Source organism: Mesorhizobium australicum, assembly GCF_900177325.1.
Classification (GTDB): domain Bacteria; phylum Pseudomonadota; class Alphaproteobacteria; order Rhizobiales; family Rhizobiaceae; genus Mesorhizobium_A; species Mesorhizobium_A australicum_A.
Genome location: NZ_FXBL01000002.1, coordinates 107982 through 132413, shown reverse-complemented (window position 1 = coordinate 132413; position 24432 = coordinate 107982). Strand labels below are relative to the sequence as shown.

20 protein-coding genes and 5 pseudogenes are annotated in these 24432 nt (G+C 62.0%); 9 read left to right on the top strand and 16 right to left on the bottom strand.

Features of this window, described 5'->3' with window-relative positions:
• Window positions 1-144 precede the first annotated feature (144 nt).
• From B9Z03_RS00810 to B9Z03_RS00800, 3 genes are all read right to left on the bottom strand, one after another.
• Window positions 145-1110 (bottom strand): ABC transporter permease, encoded by a 966-nt coding sequence (locus tag B9Z03_RS00810; protein ID WP_085462486.1) that lies wholly within the window; start codon window positions 1108-1110, stop codon window positions 145-147.
• 149 nt (window positions 1111-1259) lie between these two features.
• The gene (locus B9Z03_RS00805) at window positions 1260-2816 is read right to left on the bottom strand and encodes an ABC transporter substrate-binding protein (protein ID WP_139832114.1); all 1557 of its coding nucleotides are present in this window, start codon (window positions 2814-2816) and stop codon (window positions 1260-1262) included.
• A gap of 107 nt (window positions 2817-2923) precedes the next feature.
• The gene (locus tag B9Z03_RS00800; protein WP_085462485.1) at window positions 2924-4474 is read right to left on the bottom strand and encodes an ABC transporter substrate-binding protein; all 1551 of its coding nucleotides are present in this window, start codon (window positions 4472-4474) and stop codon (window positions 2924-2926) included.
• Window positions 4475-4896: 422 nt separating this feature from the next.
• Between B9Z03_RS00800 and B9Z03_RS00795 the strand changes: the two are divergent.
• Window positions 4897-5150, top strand: a pseudogene (locus B9Z03_RS00795) (IS110 family transposase); the annotation flags it as partial.
• A gap of 40 nt (window positions 5151-5190) precedes the next feature.
• Window positions 5191-5511 (top strand): annotated as a pseudogene (locus B9Z03_RS30075) (IS110 family transposase); the annotation flags it as partial.
• Here B9Z03_RS30075 and B9Z03_RS00790 read toward each other — a convergent pair.
• The 4 genes and pseudogenes from B9Z03_RS00790 to istA all read right to left on the bottom strand — a co-directional run.
• Window positions 5453-5977 (bottom strand): annotated as a pseudogene (locus B9Z03_RS00790) (GTP-binding protein); the annotation flags it as partial. The pseudogenes B9Z03_RS30075 and B9Z03_RS00790 overlap by 59 nt on opposite strands.
• A complete protein-coding gene (ureC, locus tag B9Z03_RS00785; protein WP_280174833.1) occupies window positions 5974-7692 on the bottom strand; it encodes an urease subunit alpha in 1719 nt (572 codons plus the stop codon). The gene ureC (B9Z03_RS00785) and the pseudogene B9Z03_RS00790, both read right to left, overlap by 4 nt.
• A 112-nt stretch (window positions 7693-7804) precedes the next feature.
• Window positions 7805-8689, bottom strand: a complete 885-nt coding sequence (istB, locus tag B9Z03_RS00780; RefSeq protein WP_280174831.1) for an IS21-like element helper ATPase IstB — start codon at window positions 8687-8689, stop codon at window positions 7805-7807.
• The gene (gene istA / locus B9Z03_RS00775; RefSeq protein WP_085462482.1) at window positions 8686-10185 is read right to left on the bottom strand and encodes an IS21 family transposase; all 1500 of its coding nucleotides are present in this window, start codon (window positions 10183-10185) and stop codon (window positions 8686-8688) included. The genes istB and istA overlap by 4 nt, the downstream gene beginning before the upstream one ends.
• A 109-nt stretch (window positions 10186-10294) precedes the next feature.
• Between istA and B9Z03_RS00770 the strand changes: the two are divergent.
• From B9Z03_RS00770 to B9Z03_RS00750, 5 genes and pseudogenes are all read left to right on the top strand, one after another.
• Window positions 10295-10879: pseudogene (locus tag B9Z03_RS00770) on the top strand (IS256 family transposase); the annotation flags it as partial.
• A gap of 380 nt (window positions 10880-11259) precedes the next feature.
• Entirely contained in the window at window positions 11260-11958 is a 699-nt protein-coding gene (gene ureB, locus B9Z03_RS00765) for an urease subunit beta (protein WP_244561607.1), read from the top strand.
• A gap of 4 nt (window positions 11959-11962) precedes the next feature.
• Window positions 11963-13669 (top strand): urease subunit alpha, encoded by a 1707-nt coding sequence (gene ureC / locus B9Z03_RS00760; protein WP_085462525.1) that lies wholly within the window; start codon window positions 11963-11965, stop codon window positions 13667-13669.
• A complete protein-coding gene (ureG, locus tag B9Z03_RS00755; protein ID WP_085462480.1) occupies window positions 13666-14277 on the top strand; it encodes an urease accessory protein UreG in 612 nt (203 codons plus the stop codon). Before ureC (B9Z03_RS00760) ends, ureG begins: the two co-directional genes overlap by 4 nt.
• A 73-nt stretch (window positions 14278-14350) precedes the next feature.
• Window positions 14351-15145, top strand: a complete 795-nt coding sequence (locus B9Z03_RS00750) for an urease accessory protein UreD (RefSeq protein ID WP_176247384.1) — start codon at window positions 14351-14353, stop codon at window positions 15143-15145.
• 90 nt (window positions 15146-15235) lie between these two features.
• On the opposite strand, the gene B9Z03_RS00745 is transcribed toward B9Z03_RS00750, so the two are convergent.
• Window positions 15236-16012: an energy-coupling factor ABC transporter ATP-binding protein gene (locus tag B9Z03_RS00745; protein WP_085462478.1), complete on the bottom strand. Its 777-nt coding sequence runs from the start codon at window positions 16010-16012 to the stop codon at window positions 15236-15238.
• Window positions 16009-16188, bottom strand: a complete 180-nt coding sequence (locus tag B9Z03_RS00740; RefSeq protein ID WP_085462477.1) for an energy-coupling factor transporter transmembrane component T family protein — start codon at window positions 16186-16188, stop codon at window positions 16009-16011. The genes B9Z03_RS00745 and B9Z03_RS00740 overlap by 4 nt, the downstream gene beginning before the upstream one ends.
• Window positions 16189-16406: 218 nt before the next feature.
• On the opposite strand from B9Z03_RS00740, the gene B9Z03_RS00735 reads away from it, so the two are divergent.
• Window positions 16407-17506 (top strand): IS3 family transposase gene (locus B9Z03_RS00735; RefSeq protein WP_432416974.1). Its coding sequence is split into 2 segments (ribosomal slippage): window positions 16407-16656 and window positions 16656-17506, totalling 1101 coding nucleotides; the frame shifts between segments, so codons are not numbered across the junction.
• Between the two features lie 66 nt (window positions 17507-17572).
• On the top strand, window positions 17573-17782 hold the full coding sequence (locus tag B9Z03_RS30070) for an RES family NAD+ phosphorylase (RefSeq protein WP_348528989.1): 210 nt from the start codon (window positions 17573-17575) through the stop codon (window positions 17780-17782).
• Window positions 17783-17816: 34 nt separating this feature from the next.
• On the opposite strand, the gene scpB is transcribed toward B9Z03_RS30070, so the two are convergent.
• From scpB to B9Z03_RS29670, 7 genes and pseudogenes are all read right to left on the bottom strand, one after another.
• Window positions 17817-18557 carry an SMC-Scp complex subunit ScpB gene (gene scpB / locus B9Z03_RS00725; protein ID WP_085462476.1) on the bottom strand — a complete coding sequence of 247 codons (741 nt, stop codon included), beginning with the start codon at window positions 18555-18557 and terminating at the stop codon, window positions 17817-17819.
• A 5-nt stretch (window positions 18558-18562) separates the two neighbouring features.
• Window positions 18563-19621, bottom strand: coding sequence for a DUF1403 family protein (locus B9Z03_RS00720; protein ID WP_244561606.1), 1059 nt, complete (start codon window positions 19619-19621; stop codon window positions 18563-18565).
• A 379-nt stretch (window positions 19622-20000) separates the two neighbouring features.
• Window positions 20001-21173 (bottom strand): TniQ family protein, encoded by a 1173-nt coding sequence (locus B9Z03_RS00715; protein WP_176247383.1) that lies wholly within the window; start codon window positions 21171-21173, stop codon window positions 20001-20003.
• 20 nt (window positions 21174-21193) lie between these two features.
• On the bottom strand, window positions 21194-22117 hold the full coding sequence (locus tag B9Z03_RS00710; RefSeq protein ID WP_176247382.1) for a TniB family NTP-binding protein: 924 nt from the start codon (window positions 22115-22117) through the stop codon (window positions 21194-21196).
• Window positions 22114-23766: a Mu transposase C-terminal domain-containing protein gene (locus B9Z03_RS00705; protein WP_085462473.1), complete on the bottom strand. Its 1653-nt coding sequence runs from the start codon at window positions 23764-23766 to the stop codon at window positions 22114-22116. Before B9Z03_RS00705 ends, B9Z03_RS00710 begins: the two co-directional genes overlap by 4 nt.
• 136 nt (window positions 23767-23902) lie before the next feature.
• Window positions 23903-24217 (bottom strand): annotated as a pseudogene (locus B9Z03_RS00700) (helix-turn-helix domain-containing protein); the annotation flags it as partial.
• The gene (locus tag B9Z03_RS29670) at window positions 24207-24359 is read right to left on the bottom strand and encodes a hypothetical protein (protein ID WP_176247381.1); all 153 of its coding nucleotides are present in this window, start codon (window positions 24357-24359) and stop codon (window positions 24207-24209) included. The pseudogene B9Z03_RS00700 and the gene B9Z03_RS29670, both read right to left, overlap by 11 nt.
• Window positions 24360-24432: the final 73 nt, after the last annotated feature.

Sequence of the window (24432 nt, the reverse complement as noted above, 5' to 3'; positions counted from 1 at the left end):
TCCCCTCCGGGTCGCCTAGTGGCAAGTAGGGTCCGATTAGGCTGAGAAGGAGCAAGCTCACAAGAACCAACGCTGCCACACCAGACAATCGATCATTCCATGCGAAACTCACGAAGCCACGGACAGCACTCGCTAGCCGTCTTTTCATATCTCTCTCTTTTGCGCGCTGATTCGTGGATCGAGCAATGAATAGATGGTGTCGGCGATCATGTTGATCGCGATGAAGACGGCTGCGGCCACGAGAACACCAGCCTGTACAATCGCGTAGTCACGATTCATCAAGCCATTGTAGGTGTAGAGGCCAACGCCCGGGATCGAGAACAGGACCTCGACGACAATGGCACCGCCGAGAAGATACCCTAGATAGGTTGCAGTAACTGTGATGATCGGGACAGCGGCGTTTCGGAGTACGTGATGACGAACGATCCTTGAAGGTGGCTCTCCACACGCAACCGCAAATGCTATGTATCCCTCCGTCATGACTGTTTTTACCGCATCGCGCGCCGTTCTCAGGATGAGAGCGATCCCGAAGACGGCTAGTGTAATAGCAGGCAAAACCATGGCTCTCAGATTCGTCCATGGATCTTCAAAGAATGGAACGAATCCGCCGATGGTAAGTCCCAACGACCAGACCGTAAAGACGAACAAGAACAGGCTTCCCAAAACGAAGTCCGGGATGCTGGCGCCCAGTGCTCCTAAGAACCGCCCCAAACTTCGTTGCCAGGGGCGGCCATTGGTCAACCCTGAGATGACTCCGAGCGGCAGTCCAATAGAAAGCGCCATGAGCAGAGACATCAATGCGAGTTGGATCGTGGCCGGTGCTCGCCGTATCAACTCTTGGGTTACCGATGTTTGGGTGACCATCGATATACCGAAATCGCCGTGTGTTGCCGCAGTCAGCCAGTGACCATACTGCTCGATAATCGAACGATCGAGTGCGAACTTCGCAATAACAACAGCACGGGACTCCGGCGTCGCTAAGGGGCCAAGCACAACCTGTTCAAACCCGCCCGGAACCATCCTCACCGCCGTAAAGATGACAATTGAGGCGCCGAGCATTGTTGCCAATGCCACAAGGACTCTTCCGATTACGTATTGAATGATTTGCATCTCCACTCCCAATAACTCGCTTTTTAAGCGATCATCTGGACGTCCGCGATACTGTCAAGTGGTGCAATGCGTGGGGTCGGTTCTTTTTTGAACGACACCGCCCCCAGCCCGCCTGTTGTTGAGATCACAAAAATCTATATCTGTCCTCTCTAGTCTTGTCGAGAGAATTCCGTGATGTATTTCAGTGTGTTGAAATTCCCCTCAATGGAACTGAACCTCGCCTTAATCTTATCCTTTCGATAGCCGAGATAGTCGGGCTTACTGACCAGGGGAAGCATGTTGGCTTGGTCGTAGATGATCTGGCAAGCTTGCTCGATAACGCGATCGCGTTCCGGCCCGTCTGGAAGTTGCCGAACCTTATTCACCGCTTTATTGTACTCTGCGCTCGGCGTCATGAACCCGGCGTTCCACCCTACCCACTCCGGATTCCAGTTTGAGAGAATCTGAGTTGGATTCGAATATCCGGCGAGCCAGGACAGTGCCAAGTCAAAGTCTGTCTTCGCACTGAACACGCGCTGATACCAGTCAGCCACTGGAATTTGCTGAACCTCGGCATCAATCCCAACATCAGCCAAGTTCGCCTTCATGACTTGCGCGATAAGCGGAAATGTTACCAGAACCGATGAGGCAACGATTCCCACCTTAAGGTTTTCCGCGCCCGCTTCTTGCAATAGCTCCCGGGCCTGGACGATCCGTTTCTCTCGAGGGGTAACGTAGTCCGGATGATCTCGGCAAACTGGCTTACCGAATGCCTGCGGTACTACATAATCGACGGCAGACTCTCCGCCAAACACGGCATCCACTATACGCTGACGATCAAGGGCAAGAGCCATGGCATGCCGTACTCGGATGTCCTTGAATGGCGAGTCGTCCTGCAGAGCACTGACGTCGAGTCGGAAATAATTGGTCGTCTTCTGAATAATGGGCTCTACATTGAGGATGCCCTTCAGCAGTGTAGCTGCATCTGGGTTCTCGAAATTCGCAATATCGACACTGCCGTCGCGCAAGCCTGCTAGGCGCGCTGCATCATCCTGAATGATTCGAACAAGCACCTTGTCAACGATGGGATATCCTTGGCGCCAGTAGTGTGGATTACGCACCAAAGTCCAAGATTCGTCTTGACGATGCTCGACCACCATGAATGGCCCAGAACCCAACATCTCCTTTGTCGGATCGAAAGTTCCGTTCTCTAGTTCCTGTATAGGATAGATAGCGGTCATGCTGACAGACAAAACGGATAGAACCGCCGTATTTGGTTGCTTAAGCTCAAGCTTCACAGTGTGATCGTCTAGTGCAACGACCTGCTTGACATCGCCAATCTGACGGCCCGCATAGCTGCCCAACTTTGGATCCGCCAATCGCTTGAGGCTACCGACAACGTCAGCGGACGTCAGAGGGCGGCCGCTTGAAAATGCCGCATTTTTTCGCAGCTTGAAGATGTACGTCGTCGGCGTGGGCTGCTCCCATGACTCCGCGAGTCCCGGCGCTATTTTCAGGTCATCCGTTGTTGTGACCAAAGTGTCATAGATAAGATAGTACATTGTCCACGAGGTGCCATCGGCTGACAGGTGTGCGTCGGTGGAGAGCACCTCTGAAGGTTTTCCCCAAGTTATCATCCCGCCTGGAGCGGCCACCGTCGGTCCCGCGAGCATGAATGCGGTTGCGACAGCTGCAAAAATAAATCCGATAAGCTTCACGAATTTCATCGACTGATCCTCCCTATCACCTGATTAAGCGATTTCTGCTGGAATTCAGATGCAAACAATTTCATGCGTATAGCCTGACGCGATTCAGGCGGCACTCCATCATAGCGCTATCGCTCCAACCATACCTGCCGGAAGTCGTGCCAGTTTTGCGCCGGAAACTTGAACCCCTTGACGTTTGGAGCGTGGACGACATTGCCAGACCCAAGGTTAAGAAGTGGCAGAATTGGCAAATCCTCCATGATTAGACGGTGAGCAATTCGGTAAAGTTCAACGCGGCGAAATTCGACTTGTTCAGTCCGGGCAAGGTCGAGCAATCGATCTACTTCGACCCTATTGTAATATCCCGTGTTAAAGCCTTTTGGCGAACTGTTACGGGAATGCAAGACTTGCTCCAGCCAAACGTCACAAGACATTCCCCAGCTCATCTCGGATGCGCCGATGCCGGGTGGGATACCGCGATGCCATTCCTCGCAATACGATACCCAGTCATCTCGAACCTCCACCTCTGACGTGATGCCGATTTGCGATAGATCAGACGCTAGCCAATCGCATATCGCCAGCGGACTAATCTCACCGCCCGCGCGAGCTACAAGCATCTTGAAGTGAAAACCGTTGGGAACGCCAGCTTCGGCGAGTAATGCCTTTGCTCTGGAAGGATCGTATGGATAGTAGTCTGGAAAATCCGGCTCGAAGGATGGTGAAGCTGGGGGAATGATCCCGACGGCTGCAGTGGTAGCTTCACCAAACAGCTGATTACTGAGTTCCGTGCGGTTGATCGCATGCGCGATGGCCCGCCTCACACGAACATCATCTAATGGACTCTCTCGCATATTGAAAGAGAAGTACCATAGATAAGGGACTGCTACCTCCTTGACCACAAAGCCGCGTTCCCGCAGCGCCGACAGACGAAAAGGATCCGGTCCATAGACAACGTCAACATCGCCTCGCTCCAATGCCGCGGCCCGCTCTGCAGCATCCGGCAACGGAACAAAGATGAGCTCGTCAAGATACGGAGGCTCACCCCAATAGTTTTCGTTGCGTTCTAGAATTACGCCAATTCCGAAGCGGGTACTGCAACGTCCTTTGAATCGGAACGGCCCAGTGCCAGGCGCTCGATCGGCGATTCCTTCATTCCCATACTTTTTTAAGGCGCTCGGGCTAACAAAGACGAAAGAGCCCGGCGCGTCTTCCTGGGTCATGTATCGGAGAAAGTCCGCGTATGGTTCGCTAAGAATAATTTGCAATGTATGACTATCCACGACTTCAACGTGACGGATGCTTTGTATTGCAAGCTGATTGTAGTCAGCAGCTACGGGCGAGTACTGTGGCGCAGCGGAATTCCACATCCTGTCAATGTTGAATTTGGCCGCCTCGGCATCGAATGGTGTGCCGTCATGGAATCGAACATTCCGCCGCAGCGAGAACGTATAGATACGTCCGTCCTCCGACACATGGTACTTCTCAGCAAGCGCCGGAACGAGGCGCGTGTAAGGTAAACCCTCGGCCGAAAGATCATCCTCTACAAGGCTTTCGAATATCTGTTGAACAACACGCCCCGTATTCCAGCCACCGAAGGATGCCGGCGGGTCGATGATATCAACCTCCGCGTCGAGTCCAACTTTTAGTGTTCCACCGCGTCTTTCAATGTTCCCAATCATTCCTTGGTCTCCGTTGTGTTAAGCAAGTTAACGCGCAACCACTCGGCCCCTATTATGGCAGGTGGCTTAGGGCGTGGCGCTAGTACAGGGCGGTCCAGAATTACCGGAGGACGCGCTCCGTGATCTGTGAGCTGATTGCTATCAGCCTAAGAGATCGATCTTATCGAAAGACAACCGCACTGCCGCATTGCGTTCTCTTTCCGAGACCACAGAGGCATTTTCAGATCATCTGTCGCAATGGATCTTAACCTTACAGAAGAGGTTACCTCTTATATAATATCCGTCAACACCGGAAACGAGCATTTTTGTCGTATGAATCGAGAGACGAGCTATGCCCAGTGGAGTGATGAGGTGGACGGCCTCCGCTCCCGGCATCGAGGTGCCATGGTGTGGCTGTCTGAAGTCACCTGAGGGAGCCGTCCATGGAAAAGATTACCACAATCGGTCTGGATATCGCCAAGCAGGTCTTTCAGGTTCACGGCGTCGATGCCGCCGGCGCAATCCTGGTCCGCCGGAAGCGGCGTCGCGACGATGTCATAGGTTTCTTTGAAGGTCTGGTCGGTATCGAGGCTTGCGCGACAGGTGACACCATTGGGCTCGGCTTTTGGCGGGGCTTGGCCATGAGGTGCGACTGATGCCGGCGTCTTACGTGAAGCCATATGTTAAGCGGCAGAAGATGGGATGGTTGCCGCCCTCCCCAAAGTAGAGGACGGCAAATGGAAGATACAATGATCGGGGTGGACCTGGCAAAGAACGCTTTCCAGCTTCACGGCGCAACAATGACGGGGCAGTTGAAATTCCGTAAGAAGCTGACGCGGTCACGGTTCCGGCAGTTCATGGCATGCCAGCCGTCTGCTGTGGTTGTGATGGAAGCATGCGGTAGCGCGAGCTACTGGGCACGCGAAATGGTCAAGCTTGGCCATGAGGTGAGACTGATCGCGCCGCAATGCGTGCGGCCCTTTGTGAAAAGGCAGAAAAACGATGCTGCCGATGCTGAGGCAATCGTCGTTGCGACACAGCGCCCTTCACGCCGACATGCGGAGCGAGGTCCAGCTTGTTGATGATCAGAGCATCGGCCTTCACGACTCCCGGTCCCCGCTTTCGCGGGATGTCGTCGCCGCCGGCCACGTCGATCACGAAGAGCCAATAGTCTGCGAGGTCGCGAGAAAAGGTCGAGGCGAGATTGTCGCCGCCGCTCTCGACGAGAATCAGCTCAAGACCGGGGAAGGCCCGTTCGAGCTCGTCGCACGCCTCGATATTGGGGGTGGGGTCTTCGCGAATAACGGTGTGCGGACATGCCCCCGCCTCGACCGCAAGGACCCTGGCAGGGTCGATCAGCCCGGACCTGCGAACCCGCTCCGCGTCTTCCGCGGTGACGAGATCGTTGGTGATCACGGCGAGGTTGACTCCACGGTTCGCCAGGGCCGGGATCAGCCGTTCGACAAGCGCCGTCTTCCCAGAGCCGACCGGGCCGCCGATGCCCAGGCGCGCGGCGGCCGTCATCGCAGCATGTACCTTCGGAACAAGGGAACGGTTGACGGCGGGTCCGCGGTCAGGAGCCTGCCGTCCGCCCGCACCTCGGAAGTCCGGGGGTCGACCTCGATATGAGGCATTGCGGTGTTGCGAACCATGTCCAGCTTTCCCAGCTTGCGCGTGTTCTTGATCTGCACCGCGCGCTTGCGCAGTCCGAGCTTCTTCGGCACGTCCGCCTCGATCGCGAGGCGCGAGAAGAATGTCAGGCCGAGCTTTGCCGGCACCTCTCCCAGAGACCCCCACATCGGGCGGTGTATCACGGGCTCCGCGAACGGCAGGCTGCCGTTCGCATCGCCCATCGCCGACCATGCGACGAAGCCGCTTTTGAAGACCATCTGCGGCTTGACCCCGAACGAGGCGCGCGGCCAGAGCACGAGATCGGCCAGCTTTCCTGGCCTGATCGAGCCGACATGGTCGTCGATCCCGGCGGCTATCGCGGGATTGATCGTGTACTTCGCGATATAACGCTTGATCCGCTCGTTGTCGGCACGCGCCGTCGTCTCCTCGGGCAGGCGGCCGGCGCGATCCTTCATGACGCTGGCAAGCTGCCAGCACTTGGCGACATTCTCGGCAAGCCGGCCCATGCCTTGGCTGTCGGTGCCGAAGATCGAGATCGCCCCCATGTCGTGGAGGAAGTCCTCCGCGACCATGGTCTGCGGCCGAATGCGCGCCTCGCCGAAAGCCACGTCTTCCGGCGCATTGTAGTTGAGGCTGTGCCCGACCATGGTCATCGGTACGCCCTCTTCGAGGGCGTAGGCGGTGTAGGGATTGGTGGGATTGGTCGAGGACGGCAGGACGTTGGGATGCGAAGTGACGACGAGCAGGTCGGGCGCATGGCCGCCACCGGCGCCCTCGACATGGTACATGTGAATGCTGCGGCCCGCGATGGCGCGCAACGTATCCTCGCAATAGCCGAACTCGTTGATCGAATCGGTGTGCAGATGGACGGCAAAGTCGTTGCGGTCGGCCGCGTGGAGAGTTGCGTCGATCACGCCGGAAGAGGCGCCGAAATCCTCGTGGATCTTGACGCCCATGGCGCCTGCGGCGACGGATTCCTCGACGGCCGACGGGTCGGAGCCGCCGCGGCCGAAGAGCGCGAAGTTGAGGCATGACCATTCGGTCGCCTGCAGGAAGAGGCCGAGATTGGTGGGGCTTCCGCCGCCAACCTCAAAGACCGGCCCCGGTGAGCCGCCGATCAGCGTCGTGATGCCGCCGGCAAGCGCCTGGTTCGACTGCTCGGGCGACTGGATGTGGGCGTGGCATTCGATCGCACCGGCTGTGACGATGAAGTCCTGTCCGTTGATCGGGGTCGTCATGTGGCCGACGACAAGGTCGGGATGGACGCCCGGCATGACATGCGGATTGCCCGCCTTGCCGACGCCGGCGATGAGCCCGTCGCGAATGCCTATATCCGCCTTCACGATGCCGAGCTCGGCATCGATGACGGTCGCGTTCTGGATCACGAAGTCGAGCGCCCGGTCCGAATATTTCGCGGTCGCACAGTAGCCCTCGCCGTCGCGGTAGGTCTTTCCCGCGCCAATGACCAACTCGTGGCCACGGACGGTGAAGTCGTGCTCAATTTCCGCCAGAAGGCTGGTGTCGCCGAGCCGCACGAGATCGCCGGCCGTCGGGCCGAAAAGCGTGACATATGCCTGCCTGTCAACGGCGGAGCAAAACCAGGCCACTGGGGCGGAGTAAAAGCAGGCCAGTGAGGGCTCGGCGTAGGCCGCTCGCGAAGCGCGCTTTTCCATAGCGCCGTAGCGAGCGAGCGGCCGGCAGGATCTGGCGGGTGAAGGCTCAGACGGTTGCCGGATCGACTTGAGACGCGTCGGCTTGATCGCCTGTTTCGACTGTGGCCTGGTTTTGCTCCGCCGCGTCAATCGTGGCTGCCCGACGGCGGCCGGCGGATTGCTTGAGCCGGTAGCTGTCGCCGTTCATGGTCAGGATATGAACGTGGTGGGTGAGGCGATCGAGCAGTGCGCCGGTGAGCCGTTCGGAGCCCAGAACCGAGGTCCAGTCTTCAAAAGGCAGGTTCGAGGTGACGATGGTGGAGCCGCGCTCGTAACGCTGGGAGAACACCTCGAACAGCAATTCCGCTCCGGTTGGCGACAGCGGCACGTAGCCGAGTTCGTCGACGATGAGCAGCTTCACCGCCTGCAGTTCGCGCTGCGTCTTCAGCAGACGCCTCTCGTCGCGTGCCTCCATGAGCTGATGCACCAGGGCGGCTGCGGTAGTGAAGGCGACGGAGAACCCCTTCTGGCAGGCGGCAAGGCCAAGAGCGAGCGCGACATGGGACTTGCCGGTGCCGGAGTTGCCGAGCGCGATGACGTTCTCGCGGCGCAGGATGAACTCGCAACGCGCCAACTCCAGCACCAGCATCTTGTTGAGAGAAGGAATGGCGGTGAAGTCGAAGGTGTCGAGGCTCTTCACGGCCGGGAACCTGGCCTGCTTGATGCGCCGCTCGACCACGCGGCGCTCGCGGTCGATCAGTTCCAGTTCGACCAGGCGCAGCAGATAGCGGGGATGATCGACACCGTCGCGCGCGCATTCACGGGCGACCTTGTCGTATTCCCGCAGCACCGTCGGCAGCTTCAATTGCTTGAGGTAATGACCAAGCAAGACCTGCGGCGTACCGCTCGTCGTGCCCGCCGGCATCGCGTCGACTGCTCCCTTGCCGATCATGCCGCTCTCCCAGGAATGAGCACGGCGTAATCGGCTGCCGATGTCGTCTTCACGCTGGTCTTCGGCAGATGGGGATAGGCGGCGAGATCCAGCCTTGCGGGGCGACGCTCGATCCGGGCCAGTGCGATCTGCTTGATCGCATCGAAGCCGATCGCACCGAGCCGGATCGCCTCGGTGACGGCGTAGGTCACGACATCCTTCGGGATCGCCTCCATCAGCCGCAGCACCTGGATGAACTCACGCTTGCCGCGATTGCCCATACGGGCCTCCATCAGATGACGCAGGTGCTGGAACGTCTCGGGAAGATCCCACTCCTTCAACGGCGCCGCCTGATCGAGTGCGTTCGGCTTGGTCTCGATCAGCGCCAGATAGTGCAGCGGGTCGAAGACGAAGACGCCAGAACCATAGGAGCGCTGATGCCGGGCGATCTCCTCACCGGCGCACAGGATGACGACCTGATCCACGAACCCCTTCACCATCACCTTCTGGAAGCCATGGCGCGTCGGCACCGAGTAGTCGTTGCCGCGATAGCGCACCAGCGCCGTCGACGAGACGCGGGCGGCCCGCTTCTCGCAGGGTTCCAGCGGCACGGCTGGCAGTTCCCTGAATGCGTCAAGATCGGCGGCAAGTCGCTCGCCGATGGTCGCGGCGTGACGGCCGGCACGTTCGTTCTGTCGCGCCCGGCATCGCGCGGCCAGCATGGCGTTCAGATCGTCGAAGTTCGCCGCCACCGGGATCGGCGTCAGGAAGTTCGAGCGCGCAAACTTCACCAGCCCCTCGACCTTGCCCTTGTCGTTCCCCTTGCCGGGCCGGCCGAACCTGTCCTTGAACAGATAGTGGCTCACCAGTTCCGTGAATGCCCGCGTCCGCTCCCGTTTGCCATCACCGCAGATCTTCGCCACCGCGATCTTGAGATTGTCGTAAAGCACCGATAGCGGCACGCCCCCGAAGAAGGCGAAGGCCGACACGTGCCCGTCCAGGAACGCTTCCGTCGTCTCGGCCGGATAGGCCTTAACGAAGGGCGCATCCGACTGCGGCAGGTCCATGCAGAAGAAGTGGATCTTGCAGCGAACGCCGCCGATCACACCGACCGCTTCGCCAAAATCCACCTGTGCATGGCCGGGCGGATGCGAAAGCGGCACGAATGTCTCGCGCCCTCTCGCTCGGGCGATCCGGACATAATCCTTCACCACCGTGTAGCCGCCACCGAATCCATGCTCATCACGCAGCCGCTCGAAGATCCGCTTCGCTGAATGGCGCTGCTTCACCGGACCAGTCCGATCCACCTCCAGGATCGCATCGATCACCGGCAGCAGTGGGCCGAGCTTTGGCTTCGTCACCGGCTTCGTGCGCGTATAGCCCGGCGGCAACGAGAACCGGCACATCTTCAATACCGTCTCGCGGCTCAATCCGAAAACACGGGCCGCTTCACGACGGCTGTTGCCCTCGACAAAGACGAAATGCCGGACGGCGGCGTAAACTTCCACGGCAAACATTTCCGGCCGATCCCCAAAGGAATCAGCCTAACCACTGGACGGTTTTTACTCCGCCCGCACCCGCGTTTGGCCGGCGCTCCATGGCCTAATTTGTCACCGCCGCGCACACTGGACGGAGTTCCTGCGCAAGCTCACCCGGCGCGGCCTTCGCGGCGTCAAACTCGTCGTCTCCGACGCGCATGAGGGCCTGAAGGCGGCCGTCACCAAGGTGCTCTGCGCCACCTGGCAGCGCTGCCGCGTCCACTTCATGAGGAACGTGCTCGCGCACGCCGGCAAGAGCGGACGCCGCGTCGTCTCCGCCTTCATCGCCACCGCCTTCGCGCAGGAGACGCCGGAGACCGCCAGCGCCCAATGGCGCGTCGTCGCCGACCAGATCCGGCCGAAGGTGCCAAGCTCGCCGCCATCCTCGACGAGGCCGAACCGGACGTGCTCGCCTACATGACCTTTCCAAAGGAGCATCGGGCCAAGCTTCACAGCACGAATCCGATCGAGCGTCTGAACGGCGAGATCAAGCGCCGAACCGACGTCGTCGGCATCTTCCCGAACGACGACGCCATCGTCCGCCTCGTCGGCGCGCTGCTGCTCGAACAGAACGACGAATGGGCCGTCCAGCGCGCCCGTTACATGACGCTGGAAAGCGTCGGCCAATTGAGCGATGATCCCCCTCATCAGCCTGCCAGCCGTGGCGCGCTGATCAGCCCGGCTGTGCCGGACAGCACGGCGACTAATACCGCCAGCTACACCACTCCCTGGGACACCATCCTACGAATCCAAGCATCCATCCTAACAGATCAAGGCGTCCCTGAAATGTGCTTCCGTGCGTGTTTGACTTCCATCATTCGCCCTAAACTGTTTCCGGTCTAGCTCATGATCGTCAGGGATACAATCAATTTTTGGACATTCGTCCTATTGCAAACAAAGACCCGTCACGCTAAGGATAGTCATAACTTCAGCGCTTCAGCCGATGCTGGAGAGGACAGTATGCTTCCCGTGGAGTTTCACCACCCGTCGTCGACATAGGGGGGTCCTCGGGCCGGCAAGGACGGATGTCGACCAACTTTGCGAGACCGCATCATGTCAATGAACCTCACACCTACCGAACTTGAGCGTCTAACCATTTTCTCGGCGGCGGAGTTTGCCCGTCGCAACCGGACGCAGGGAATCCGGCTGAGCCATCCCGAAGCTGTCGCGTTGATTACCGACGAGGTGATGACCGCTGCCCGGCGCGACCTAGCCTATGCGGAGATCCGGGACATGGCGAGCCGGCTGCTTACCGCAGACGACGTGCTGCCGGGCGTCGCGGAGATGATCCCGCTCATCATGATCGAATGCCCGTTTTCAGAGGGCAACAAGCTGCTGGCCCTGTTCGAGCCAATTGCGGCCGGCGCTGCGGCTGGCGGCGAGCCAGTGCCCGGCGAGGTACTCACGCAAGCGGGGGACATAGAGATATTCGCCGATGCGAAGGGCGTCACGATCGAGGTGCTGAACACTGGCGACCGGGACATCCAGGTGCGAAGCCACGCGCATTTCTTCGAGACCAACGGCGCGCTGCAGTTCGACCGTGGGCAGGCGTGGGGGATGAAGCTCGACGTCATCGCGGGGGCCGGGGTGCGCTTCGAACCGGGCATCCCGAAGACGGTGCGTCTCGTCCCGATCGAGGGCGAACGGGTGGCGTACGGCCAGGCTGGCCTGGTGAACGGACCGCTCGATGCGCAAGGCGCGCGCGAGGCCGCGCTGGAGCGGGCGCGCGGGCGCGGATACCGGGGAGCGTAGCGGCATGGCGCGCATCGACAGGCAGGCATATGTCACGCTTTTCGGCCCGACGGCCGGCGATCTCGTGCGGCTCGGCGACACCAGCCTTCTGGCGGAAATTGAGCACGACTTCACCGTCCGTGGCCACGAGTTGGTCATTGGCGCGGGAAAGACCTACCGCGACGGCGAGGGCTACTGTGCGACCGCGAAATATTCGGACCGGGCGCTCGACTTCGTGATCCAGAACGCGACCGTCATCGATGCCGAGCTCGGCATCGTGAAGGCGGATATAGGCATTCGCGACGGGCTCATCGCCGGCGTCGGCAAGGCGGGCAATCCGCATGTCATGCCGGGCGTCCATCCCGACCTTGTCGTCGGCCACATGACGACCCCGATCAACGGACAGGACTTCATCGTCACAGCCGGTGCGATCGAATGCCACGCCCACATCCAGTCGCCCGAGCAGTCGAACCAGGCGCTTGCCGGCGGCATCACGACGCTGATCGGCGGCTCACCGGGGCCGGTCTTTGAGGTTGGCGGCGGAAGCCCCACCAATCTCGGCCTCTTCCTGCAGGCGACCGAATGGTCATGCCTCAACTTCGCGCTCTTCGGCCGCGGCGGCTCCGACCCGTCGGCCGTCGAGGAATCCGTCGCCGCAGGCGCCATGGGCGTCAAGATCCACGAGGATTTCGGCGCCTCTTCCGGCGTGATCGACGCAACTCTCCACGCGGCCGACCGCAACGACTTTGCCGTCCATCTGCACACCGATTCGATCAACGAGTTCGGCTATTGCGAGGATACGTTGCGCGCCATCGCGGGCCGCAGCATTCACATGTACCATGTCGAGGGCGCCGGTGGCGGCCATGCGCCCGACCTGCTCGTCGTCACTTCGCATCCCAACGTCCTGCCGTCCTCGACCAATCCCACCAATCCCTACACCGCCTACGCCCTCGAAGAGGGCGTACCGATGACCATGGTCGGGCACAGCCTCAACTACAATGCGCCGGAAGACGTGGCTTTCGGCGAGGCGCGCATTCGGCCGCAGACCATGGTCGCGGAGGACTTCCTCCACGACATGGGGGCGATCTCGATCTTCGGCACCGACAGCCAAGGCATGGGCCGGCTTGCCGAGAATGTCGCCAAGTGCTGGCAGCTTGCCAGCGTCATGAAGGATCGCGCCGGCCGCCTGCCCGAGGAGACGACGGCGCGTGCCGACAACGAGCGGATCAAGCGTTATATCGCGAAGTACACGATCAATCCCGCGATAGCCGCCGGGATCGACGACCATGTCGGCTCGATCAGGCCAGGAAAGCTGGCCGATCTCGTGCTCTGGCCGCGCGCCTCGTTCGGGGTCAAGCCGCAGATGGTCTTCAAAAGCGGCTTCGTCGCATGGTCGGCGATGGGCGATGCGAACGGCAGCCTGCCGTTCGCGGAGCCCGTGATACACCGCCCGATGTGGGGGTCTCTGGGAGAGGTGCCGGCAAAGCTCGGCCTGACATTCTTCTCGCGCCTCGCGATCGAGGCGGACGTGCCGAAGAAGCTCGGACTGCGCAAGCGCGCGGTGCAGATCAAGAACACGCGCAAGCTGGGAAAGCTGGACATGGTTCGCAACACCGCAATGCCTCATATCGAGGTCGACCCCCGGACTTCCGAGGTGCGGGCGGACGGCAGGCTCCTGACCGCGGACCCGCCGTCAACCGTTCCCTTGTTCCGAAGGTACATGCTGCGATGACGGCCGCCGCGCGCCTGGGCATCGGCGGCCCGGTCGGCTCTGGGAAGACGGCGCTTGTCGAACGGCTGATCCCGGCCCTGGCGAACCGTGGAGTCAACCTCGCCGTGATCACCAACGATCTCGTCACCGCGGAAGACGCGGAGCGGGTTCGCAGGTCCGGGCTGATCGACCCTGCCAGGGTCCTTGCGGTCGAGGCGGGGGCATGTCCGCACACCGTTATTCGCGAAGACCCCACCCCCAATATCGAGGCGTGCGACGAGCTCGAACGGGCCTTCCCCGGTCTTGAGCTGATTCTCGTCGAGAGCGGCGGCGACAATCTCGCCTCGACCTTTTCTCGCGACCTCGCAGACTATTGGCTCTTCGTGATCGACGTGGCCGGCGGCGACGACATCCCGCGAAAGCGGGGACCGGGAGTCGTGAAGGCCGATGCTCTGATCATCAACAAGCTGGACCTCGCTCCGCATGTCGGCGTGAACCTCGAACGGATGATCGAGGAAGCCCGCAACGTGCGCGACGGCCGGCCGGTGCTTCTCACGAACTGCCGCGAAAACGAGGGTATCGAAGCAATCGTAGACCTGATCGATCGTGACGTTCTCTTCAGATCCTGACGCCAACCCAAGCATGGCCGCACGGCACAGGGGGCGCCTCGACCTCGCTTTTTCCCGCAGCGGCGACCGCACGGTGCTCAGCCAGCGCATCTTCACCTACCCGTTCACGATGACGCGAGCCTACTACCGCGATGCCGCGCCGAAGGGGATGGCATCGGTTGTTTTGCAGAGTGTGAGCAGCAGCCTCAGTCCCGGCGACCGATTACGCCAGCGTCTTGTCGCCCATGCTGGCGCTGCCGCCTACATCACGACACAGGGAGCGACGGTGGTCCATGGCTCGGCCGAGAGGCGCGAATGCGCGGAGCGGCTCGAAATCGTTGCGGAGGAGGGGAGCCTGCTCGAATACATGTCGGACCTCAGGATACTCTTCCCCGGCGCCATACTGTCGCAGGAGGCGCGCATACGCCTCGGTCTGGGGGCGACGGTGGTGTTTTGCGAAGGCATCGCATCGCACGATCCGTCTGGCGGACAGCGGCCGTTCGGTAATTTCCGCACCGTAACCCTTATCGAGGATGAGGACGGCCACATCCTTGCAATGGATTGCGGCCGTCTTCCCGGCACGTCACGCGCGGTCGCCGGGGGAGGCCGCTTCGCGGCCTACGGCACGCTCTTCGTGGCCACGCGCCGGCCGCCGGCCGAACTGAAACGCCTCGCCGATGCGATAGCGGCCGATGTCGGGGCCGTGGACGTCTACGGCGCGGCGTCCCTTCTGCCGAATGATTGCGGTGTTTCGGTGCGTTTCGCGGCAAGTGACGGGCGCGGTCTGCGGCGAGGCATAGTCGCCGGCTGGCAGGCTACCCGCAGACATCTCTTCGGCGGCTCGCCGGGGCTGCTTGGGCAAGCGCTCTGGCAGCCGATGGCGGGGTGAGTGCGTAAAGGCAAAGGCGCCGGCTGTTGTCGCAGGGGCGGGCCGCGGCGCACCAAGGCGAAACCGCGGCCAGCCGCTTGCGTCGTCATCTCATCCCGTAGAGCCGATATCCCACACCGGTTCTGTTTCCGGCGTATGATGATGGCCGGCCGGTTCATGCTCGAAATGCAGGTGCGCATGGCTGCGCCTGTGCTCGTGGGCGTGGATCGTACCCCGGTGGCACACGCCGTCGCGGACAAGCACCGCCGAGGTCGCCAGGCGGGCGATGAACTCCGCATCGTGGGCGGCGATGATCATCGCCTGCGGCAGCTTTCCAAGCATTGCGCAAAGCCTGTCATAGGCGTCGGGGTCCAGGCCGGCAGTCGGCTCGTCGAGCAACAGCACGTCCGGCTTCATCGCCAGCACCGCGGCAATGGCGATCAGCCGCTTCTCGCCGCCGGAGAGGCGATGGGTAATACGGTCGTCGAAGCCGGTCAGGCCGAGTTGGGCCAGCGTGGTCTGGGCCGTGGCCCGAGCCTGCGCGCGGCTCTGGCCGAGATTCATTGGCCCGAAGGCCACGTCCTCCAGCACCGTCGGGCTGAAAAGCTGGTCGTCGGGGTCCTGGAACACCAGCCCGGCGCGGGCGCGGACCTCGCGGAAGTCCTTCTCCTCGCGCCTCGGCGCGCCAAAAGCCTCGATCGTGCCTGCCTTCGCCGGCACGAAGCCGTTGATGACGTGCATCAGCGTGCTCTTCCCGGCGCCATTCGCGCCGAGCAGGGCAAGACGCTCACCCGGTGCAAGAGACAGGTCGATCCCGCGCAAGACTTCCCTGCCGTGATAGCCGGCGTGAACGCCGGTCAGGCGGATCAGGGGAAGCGCTCCGCTCATACGAGGAATTCCAGCACGACCAGCGCCGCCGCTACGCCAATCCAGGTGGCGCAGAAGGCGATGTCGGCCGCCTGCATTCGCTGCTGGTCGAAATCGGGAAAGCTGCCGGAAAAGCCGCGGCTCTTCATCGCCCAACTCACCCGCTCGGCGCGCTCGATGCTGCGCACCAGGAGCATGCATACGGCCGCCACTGGCAGCAACTCATCGAGATGTGTCGCGTCGTCGACACCGTGATGATCACCAGGAGACGGTCTATGCACCGCGCAAGGCAATGACCGATTGCTTCTGGGATTGCAGGGCAGTCTCAATGCGGATTCCGACGTTATCCGGCCTGACCTGAGACCCTGAACTTCCACCAGATTTGGGTAGAGTCCGCCGATCACGGAGACGGACGATGCGACCCTCGCGGTTCACGGAAGAGCAGATCATCGGGATGCTGAAGGAACAGGAGGCCGGTGCGAAGACGGCGGATGTCTGCCGCAAGCACGGCATCTCGGCAGCGACGTTCTACAAGTTCAAGGCCAAGTTCGGCGGGATGGAGGTGTCCGACGCCCGTCGCCTGAAGGCTCTGGAGGACGAGAACGCCCGGCTGAAGAAGCTCCTGGCCGAGCAGATGCTCGACAACGCGATCCTGAAGGATGTCGCCGCAAAAAAATGGTGACGCCCGATGCGAAGCGGGAGGCGGTGGCTCATGCCTGCGAGGTGCATGGGGTGAGCCAGCGTCGGGCGTGCCAGGCTCTGAACATCGACCGTTCGACGGTGCGCTACATCAGCGCCCGTGCGGACGACGGGCCGTTGCGTGAGGCGATGAAGGCCGTGGCGGCGGAGCGCCGGCGGTTCGGCTATCGCAGGATCCACATCATGCTGGACCGGCAGGGCATCGTGATGAACCAGAAGAAGCTGCGGCGCCTCTACCGGGAGGAGAAGCTGCAGGTGCGCCGGCGCGGCGGACGCAAGCGGGCGCTGGGCACGCGCAGGCCCATGCTCGTGCCCGATCGCGCCAACACTCGATGGAGCTTGGACTTCGTCTCCGACACCTTCACCGATGGCCGTCGCTTCCGGGTGCTCGCCATCGTCGACGACTACACGCGGGAATGCCTTGCATTGATCGCCGACACCTCGCTGTCGGGCCTGCGCGTCGTGCGCGAGCTGGACGCTGTCATCCGCCGGCGCGACCGGCCGGACACGATCGTCTCCGACAACGGCACCGAACTGACCTCGATGGCGGTCCTGCGATGGTGCCAGCAGACCGGCGTCGAATGGCACTACATCGCGCCTGGGAAGCCTACACAGAATGCGTTCGTGGAGAGCTTCAACGGGCGCTTCCGAGACGAGTGCCTGAACGACACGCTGTTCTCGACGCTGTCCGAAGCCCGCAGCGTCATCAACTCATGGCAGGAGGACTACAACCACCACAGACCCCACTCGGCCCTCGGCAACATGCCGCCAGCCGAGTTCGCAATGAAATCCACACTGGAAAAACAGGCCGCATGAGGCCACAAAACGAAACCAAGGACTCTCCCTCAAACCGGAGGAGATTAGGGTCTCAGGTCAGGCCAGATCGCTCGCATCGACAAGAAAATTCCACCGTCATGGAAGCTGGCGGACCTGGTCATTACCGCAGGGATTCGGGGCATCCTGTTCCCCTCACTGCGTCACGCCGGCGGAACAAATCTCGTGGTCTTCCCGGCCAATCTTGTCGACGGTGACAAGGTCGCGGTCCATGATCCCGATCACCGGCTGCCGCAGAACCAATCATCATGGCCATGAGTTCGTGACTGTCGCTGAGCGCGCAACGATCCGCTCAAGACACCCGGTCCTCGACGAGATCGGCTTGTTCTTCGATTTCGTCCTCTACGCTCGCCAACCCTGCTGGGATATCTCCGGCCAGTAGCTTCTCCTTCGACAGCAATCCGGCGTCTTCGAGTGCCTCGAAATCCGGCAGGTCGCGCAACGTGTCGAGCCCGAACTGGAGCAGGAATTCCTTCGTCGTGACATAGGTATAGGGTGCGCCCGGCGTCGGGCTGCGTGGGCCGGAGGCGATCATGCCGGCGCCGCGCAGATGGCCGATCAGGTCACGCGAAATCTCCTTGCCGAAGAAGGATGACAACTCTCCGCGCGTAATGGGCTGGAAATAGGCGATGCACATCAGCACCAGCACGTCCGACTGCGTCAGGTCCGCGGCACGCCCGCCGCCGCCGATGGCGGTGCCAAATGCACTGCGGATGGCGTCGGCATAGGCCGGCCGGGTCAGGTGCTTCCAACCGCCGGCGACGGCGACCAGATCGTAGGGCCGGCCGCGCAGCTCTTCGCGAATGTCGTCGATCAACAGATCGATGCTGCAGCTCTTGCCGACGATCCGAGCCAGTGTTTCGCGGCCGACCGGTTCACTGGCGGCAAAAATGGTTGCCTCGACGCGATGCATCCATTCGCGCCAGCGCGCTTCCGGCGGCAGGTGATCCAGCTCAGCGTCGAACAAATGGTCATTTGGACGACCATCGTCTGGTCGGCCTTTCGCCCGTCTCGCACGCGTCGCCTTGGCCATCGCTCTCACAGTCCGTAGATGCGGAAGGTCGGGCGGCCCGAGAGCTCGCGCACCGCGCCGAGTTCGACCAGCCGATCGAACAGACGGCGCAGGCCGCGATCACTCATGCCCGCGATCTTTTCCGACGCGACGATCGCGTCGGCGGACAAAAGCCTTTCGACGACGGCGTCCGCCGCTCTGGCCCGGAGTTTTGGCGCCACCGCAAGCAGCCGGTCCGCGCGGCGACCGAGCTCGGCGGACAGATCGACGGCGCGCAGCGCAGCGCGCGCCTGAGCGGCGAGCAGACCTTTCGCACGCTCAGGATCTGTCTCAATGCGTATCGCCACAGAGCTGGCTGCCGCTCGACGGGAGCGAGCGCTTGTGCCCAAGGCGGCTTCGGCACCCAGCAGCGGCACCGCAAAAGTCCAGCCCAAGCGCTGCGCCAGCAGGGCGTCGGCGAGCCAAGCGCCAAGGGCGCGCGCAAAGCCGTGGCGTTCGGCGATTGCGATGGCGCCGGTCATCATTCCCACCGTCCCGTCACTGGCGGCCAATTGCCGCAGCTCCTCCACGAGATCGTTGACCACCTCGTCGTCATGGGCAAAACCGAACTCGTCCAAGACAACCGCGATGCTCGCCTCGGTCAGCAATTTCGCTGCGGGCGCTCCGGCCAACCTGCGCCAACCCAAAAACAAGCTGCCGGCAGGCCCGACATTGTCACCGGGTCGTGTGAGCAGCACGGCGTCGCGCAGCGCATTTTCATCCTCAATACGCCCCGCTTGCCGTGCCGTGACCGCGGCCGCCGCAAGCGCCAGCCGCTGCCGCCAGGCGTCTGCCCATCGCTCCTGGCGGCGGACCACCGCATCGAGTGCGCCGATGGCGGCGCCCGCGGCGATGGCGATTTCCTCAAGGGCATTTGGCCCAAGGGCATTTAGCCCTACGTCTTTTCCGGCAAGGCTTTGCGCGTCGGGAACGGCCCGGCGCAGCCAGGCCGGCGCCACTGCCATCGGCACGGCCGAAGCGGCGCCGGAGATTGTGGCGTGGCGAGACAAAGAGGATTTGGGCCGTCGAATCATCACGAAGAGCATGAATCATGACGGCGCTTTCTACAAGTCACAACGCATGAAACCGCCGCACCTGTCGCGAATCAAAAACGAACGATAATGTTGCATTATCGGTCGTTTTGCTCTTTATAGTGAGAATGGCCAATGTGGCTCGTTTTTCATCGCCGGACAGCCTCCTTTAGGCGTCAGATCGACGAGAATTCGCGTTCATTGAGCGGACCTGGTTTGCGGCCAATTCCCGGACCCCTTGCCGAGGAATGGCCTCTCTCGTCGAGCAGAGCGCCAGAATAGGCGTCAATCGTGCCTCCGATCGAAATCTCGCGCACGGTTATGAGATTCCTCGAGCGCAATTGTGAAACTGGCTGAGTCGGAATTGTGAGACTCCGCAACACGGCGCGTAGTCTCACGATATCTGAATCGCCTGCCCGTCGCTCCGCGGCCGGGGCGACAGCCTTGCCCCGAGTGCCGCCGCGTTCCCGGCAAGCGCGGCATCGATCAGGCCTGCTCGAACACGCTCCCGTTTCCGCCGTGGCAGCTTTTCGGCGGCGATCCAGCGCGGATCAGCCAGAATTTGACGCGCCAGGCGCTCGTATTCGGCCGAGGAGCGCTTCTGTAGCTGGACATGCGGCCGTCGGCTCGACCTTGAGAGCCGTTCCCGCCGTGGCGCGGCCCGCCGCACCAGGTGGGCGGCGGCAGGCGGCGACGTACCGTCAACGCGCGGGTCGGCGCCGAAGATATCGTTGAGGGCAAGCAGCGTGAGGAAACGCCACCGTGCCGGCAACTGGCCGACCGGCGCATCGGCGCCGACGGCATGCCGGACATCATAGGGACAGCGCCAGCCCGCTTCATTGAACCAAAGCGCCAGCACGGGTCGCGCTGCAGCGGGGTGGTCGAGCGGCGCCCAAAGCATCGCAAGCGCCTTCTCGAACTGCCCCCGCGCGGGATTTTCGTGATCGACGCTTGCGGTGATCCGCTGCTGGACGGCAAGCGTCCACCGCATAAGGTTACGGTCGTGCCGGTCGCACTCCCCTCCCCTATCGGCCAAAATCACGCCGCAAGAGCTGCAAACAGGCCGCGCGCGACCGTCGAGCAGGCGGAAAGCCACGGAAAGACGGCGGTGGCATGACAGGCAGCGATCGAGCAGCAACTCGCCATGAGTTGGGCAGATGCAACGTTCGGCGAGCATCCAGCCGGCCCGCAAATAGCCGTCGCGCCCCGCGGATTGATCGGCAGCGAAGCAGGCGAGACAGACCGGGGTCGACCCGGTCACTATCGACGGCGTCCATTCCGGTCCCCTGCTCACGTACCATGCTCGAGCTCGTAGTGGGTAGCGCCAGCTCAACGACAAACGCTGCAGTCGCTCGGGGTCGACACCGCAGGCCCGCGCCCATGCCTGAGCCTGATCCACGGTCGGAGCTCGGTCGTCGATCGTCGTGGGCGTGGGCGTGGGCGTGGAAAAGCTGTTTCCGTCGCCGGCGAAATGGCCCGCCAGCTCTTCCGCTGTAAGACCATAACGGCATGCCACCCGCGCCATCCAGGATGACAGCAATTCGTCACGACGGGGCCGCGGCGCCATGGGGAGACGACCCGGCCCCATCAACCGACTGCCGCCTGCGGCATCCGCCGGCGCGCCGACTGCGTCATCGACACAAGCGGCAGCACGAGATCATCGCCGAAGCTCACAAGGTCGAGCCGTTCCCTCCCCGACCGGATCGCCTCCTCAGCCGCCGTTTCGATCAATCGAAAAATCCGGGCCGTGACGCCGCTGGTGAGCACATGGATCCGCTCACGAACCGCGGCGCTTTCGAGGTCGGAAGGCGCGCGCAGGGGCAGGATACGGGACAGGCTCTTCAAGAGCCGCGCAAGGGCATGGTCGTTCTTCCAGGGTTTTAGGTGAAACGCCTCGAAGCGCTCGGCGAGTTGCGCGTCCGTGAGCAAGGCCTGTCGCGCCAGATCGGTGCCGGCGCAGACAAGCGGAACCCTCAGGTCATTTGCGAGAAACCGCAGGGCATTCAGAAAAACCCGCTGTTGCCGGTAGGTCCCCGCCAGCATGCCGTTGACCTCGTCGAGCACGATCATCCTGGCGCCGACGGTGCGCAGCAGCGAGCGGCAGATGTCCTTCTCCCGGGCAAGTGTGCCGCCGACGAGCGCCGGGGCTTGCACGCTGGCCAGCAATTCCCGGTAGAGATCGCGCTCGATCGGTTCCGAGGGCACCTGCGCCAAGACGACAGGCCTCGTCGTAACGCCGGTCGATTGGCAGAAGGTGGCCGGATGCGCACGCTCGAATTTGCGGATGATCTTGGTCTTGCCCATGCCTGTGTCGCCATAGATCAAGAGGCAGGGCATGCGGTCGCGTGGCGGATAGTCCAGTAGGGAATTTAGGCGGACGAGTGCCGCCTCCGCCTGCTCGAACCCGATCCAGCGGTCGGCCTTGATCCAGGCAATGCGCTCTTCGTCGGGCAAAGCGGCATAGCGGCGATAGCTCTCGTCGAGGTGTTCATATGTCCCCTCCCCTCTCATGACCATTCCTCGACGGCGTAGACGGGGACCTTGCTCCAGTCGATCGGCCGCTCATCCTCGATTTGCGCAGGCTCGGCCGCAACCGGCGAGTTTGACGCGGCATCGCCGAGCGCTCGGTCGCGCCTTTCCGCCAGTTGACGCGCCGCCCTGGTTCGCAAGGTCGCTTCATCGACCAATGCGCGTTGCGCCTCGATGGTCTCGAAGATCAGCTGCTCGTCGACCAGCGCAAGACCGTGCTCCCGCAGGGCGGTCCGGGCACGGCGATGTTCGCCAAGCGTGATCGGCGGGCGTCGTAGATCGGCAAAGCGGATCGGCCAGCGCTTACCGTCCGGAGCACGCACGAAAATCCTCGAAAGATCGCGTGGGTCGTAGGAAACGGGCAACGGCCGATCGAGCCGGCCGGCCCAGATGCTGAGGACGTCATCCCAGTAGCGAAGACCGAACAGGTGAATGCCGTCGCGCCGCACCAACCGGTCGACGCTGGGAAGGAAATCGACCATGAAACCGGCCAGATCGTGGGGATGACGTACTGGTCTGGCACGACGGGCCGCGGCCTCATGCCAGGCCGCCAGAGGTGGAATTCCAAGCGTTCCATGCCGATCGGCGTGGTAGCGCATGATCTCGAGCGCCATCCACCGCTCCAGCTCATCCATCGTCATCGTCGCATTGGCGGCGGAATCGTAGCCGCCGCGCTCGTCGATGTCGCTGAACGTCGTGCCTGGCAGAAGATGGACAGCGCCCATCATGGTGCCGATCAGCCGTTCGATGTGACCACCATAGTGGGGTGTGGCGACCGGACGGTGGATGAGTTCGATGCCGTATTCCTCAGCGCCGCGCCGAAGGGCACGCGACCGGAATTCCTTGGCGTTGTCGAGATGAATCGCGTCCGGAAACCCGGAGATCGGCCACTCCGTATCGATCCCCAGCCCGGCGAGCCATGATTCTTTCGGCTGCACGATATGCTGGATCGCGAGAGCCACCGAGACCGTCGACGGCGCCTCGAGCGTCAGGTAAAACCCGGCAACCATGCGGCTTGCGATGTCGATGGCGAGCGTCAACCATGGCCTCTGCAGCGGCCGACGATACTGGCGATCGACGACGATGACATCGACCAGCGTATGGTCGATCTGGACAACGTCGAACGCGAACTCCGCGGTATATTCCCCCGGCACTGGCCGGAAGCGATCACGTGCTGCTTTCGAGCCAAGCCGTGCCTTGGTCAGTTCGGCAGGATCCATGGCCGTGATCCGCGCCTTTACCGCATGCCAGGACGGTGCGCGCACGCCACGCGACCGGCAGAGTCTGCGGATTTCCTTGTGCAGCCGGTTGATGCTCGGCTTCTGGCGTGTCTTGTAGAAGTCCCGCACCGCTTCGGCGATCACGGCTTCGGTCTCGTCCGGCAATCGGCGGCTGCCTTGCCGCGTCCCCGCAGGGCGCGGCAGCAGCGAACTCGTGACGGGATGCTCCTGATACGCCCTGGTCAGTTCATAGAGCCGAGTGCGCTTCAGGCCGAGTTCATGGCAGGCTCGGAAGAAATCTGCCCGACCTGGGCTGTCGAGCGACACAAGCCTTCGGATCACGACTTCCCTTGCAACCGCCTCGCTCCAGGCGGTGTCATCGATCGTGTCCTTGTCGGGTCCGTGAACCACAGCAGCCTCGCTGTAAAGTTCGTCCGATCGAATACTACGAAAAATCCAGTGATTCGGCTAGAATCCGCCAATGAACTCCGAACATGATTCGCGCCAGATCAATAGCTTGTCGTCCGCCGATGAAACGCGAGCGACACACTTCAAGCCCGTGCTTTTCGACAACAGTCAGCAGCTTCAGCGCCATTCCGCTCGGCCGCTTGGCCCCGGTTTCCCACTTTTGCACCGTCGATTCCGACGTGTTCAAATGGCGTGCGAACACCGGCTGGCTGACGTGATTGCGCTCGCGCAGCGCCTTGATCTTCTTGGCGTCGAATGTCGTCGGCCGTGACAGGCAGGCTTCGTCGAAGGAGCGTAGGGTCTGCTTGTCGACCGTGCCGGCGCGCACCATGCCCTCCACCGCGCTGTGGATGGCCTCGAAGGCGTCGCTCTTGAATTTTCCTCTAGTGGCCATCACCAATCTCCATCAACGCCCCGGCATTCAGTTCCGCATCGATATCCGCCGCGGATTTGCGCCTGTAGAGCGCCGCCAGGTCGCGGAATGCCCGCAATTCATCCTCATCGATGTTCGCCCGATTGAATACGCGATCAGGCATGTCAAAAGATAGCACTTGGTGCTAGGGTAATCAAGGGCGCGGGCCAGTCGCTTCATAGACATGCCGGCTCGAA

Bases quoted from the DNA above. Each gene is read 5' to 3' on its own strand.
- B9Z03_RS00715 (WP_176247383.1), bottom strand. From the start codon at position 21,173: ATGGCGCCGCGGCCCCGTCGTGACGAATTGCTGTCATCCTGGATGGCG.
- istB (WP_280174831.1), bottom strand. From the start codon at position 8,689: ATGATCGGCAAGGGAGCAGTCGACGCGATGCCGGCGGGCACGACGAGC.
- ureB (WP_244561607.1), top strand. From the start codon at position 11,260: ATGTCAATGAACCTCACACCTACCGAACTTGAGCGTCTAACCATTTTC.
- B9Z03_RS00720 (WP_244561606.1), bottom strand. From the start codon at position 19,621: ATGCTCTTCGTGATGATTCGACGGCCCAAATCCTCTTTGTCTCGCCAC.
- ureG (WP_085462480.1), top strand. From the start codon at position 13,666: ATGACGGCCGCCGCGCGCCTGGGCATCGGCGGCCCGGTCGGCTCTGGG.
- ureC (WP_085462525.1), top strand. From the start codon at position 11,963: ATGGCGCGCATCGACAGGCAGGCATATGTCACGCTTTTCGGCCCGACG.
- B9Z03_RS00800 (WP_085462485.1), bottom strand. From the start codon at position 4,474: ATGATTGGGAACATTGAAAGACGCGGTGGAACACTAAAAGTTGGACTC.
- B9Z03_RS00740 (WP_085462477.1), bottom strand. From the start codon at position 16,188: ATGCTCCTGGTGCGCAGCATCGAGCGCGCCGAGCGGGTGAGTTGGGCG.
- B9Z03_RS00805 (WP_139832114.1), bottom strand. From the start codon at position 2,816: ATGAAATTCGTGAAGCTTATCGGATTTATTTTTGCAGCTGTCGCAACC.
- B9Z03_RS29670 (WP_176247381.1), bottom strand. From the start codon at position 24,359: ATGCCTGATCGCGTATTCAATCGGGCGAACATCGATGAGGATGAATTG.
- B9Z03_RS00745 (WP_085462478.1), bottom strand. From the start codon at position 16,012: ATGAGCGGAGCGCTTCCCCTGATCCGCCTGACCGGCGTTCACGCCGGC.
- B9Z03_RS00810 (WP_085462486.1), bottom strand. From the start codon at position 1,110: ATGCAAATCATTCAATACGTAATCGGAAGAGTCCTTGTGGCATTGGCA.
- istA (WP_085462482.1), bottom strand. From the start codon at position 10,185: ATGTTTGCCGTGGAAGTTTACGCCGCCGTCCGGCATTTCGTCTTTGTC.
- B9Z03_RS00710 (WP_176247382.1), bottom strand. From the start codon at position 22,117: ATGAGAGGGGAGGGGACATATGAACACCTCGACGAGAGCTATCGCCGC.
- scpB (WP_085462476.1), bottom strand. From the start codon at position 18,557: ATGGCCAAGGCGACGCGTGCGAGACGGGCGAAAGGCCGACCAGACGAT.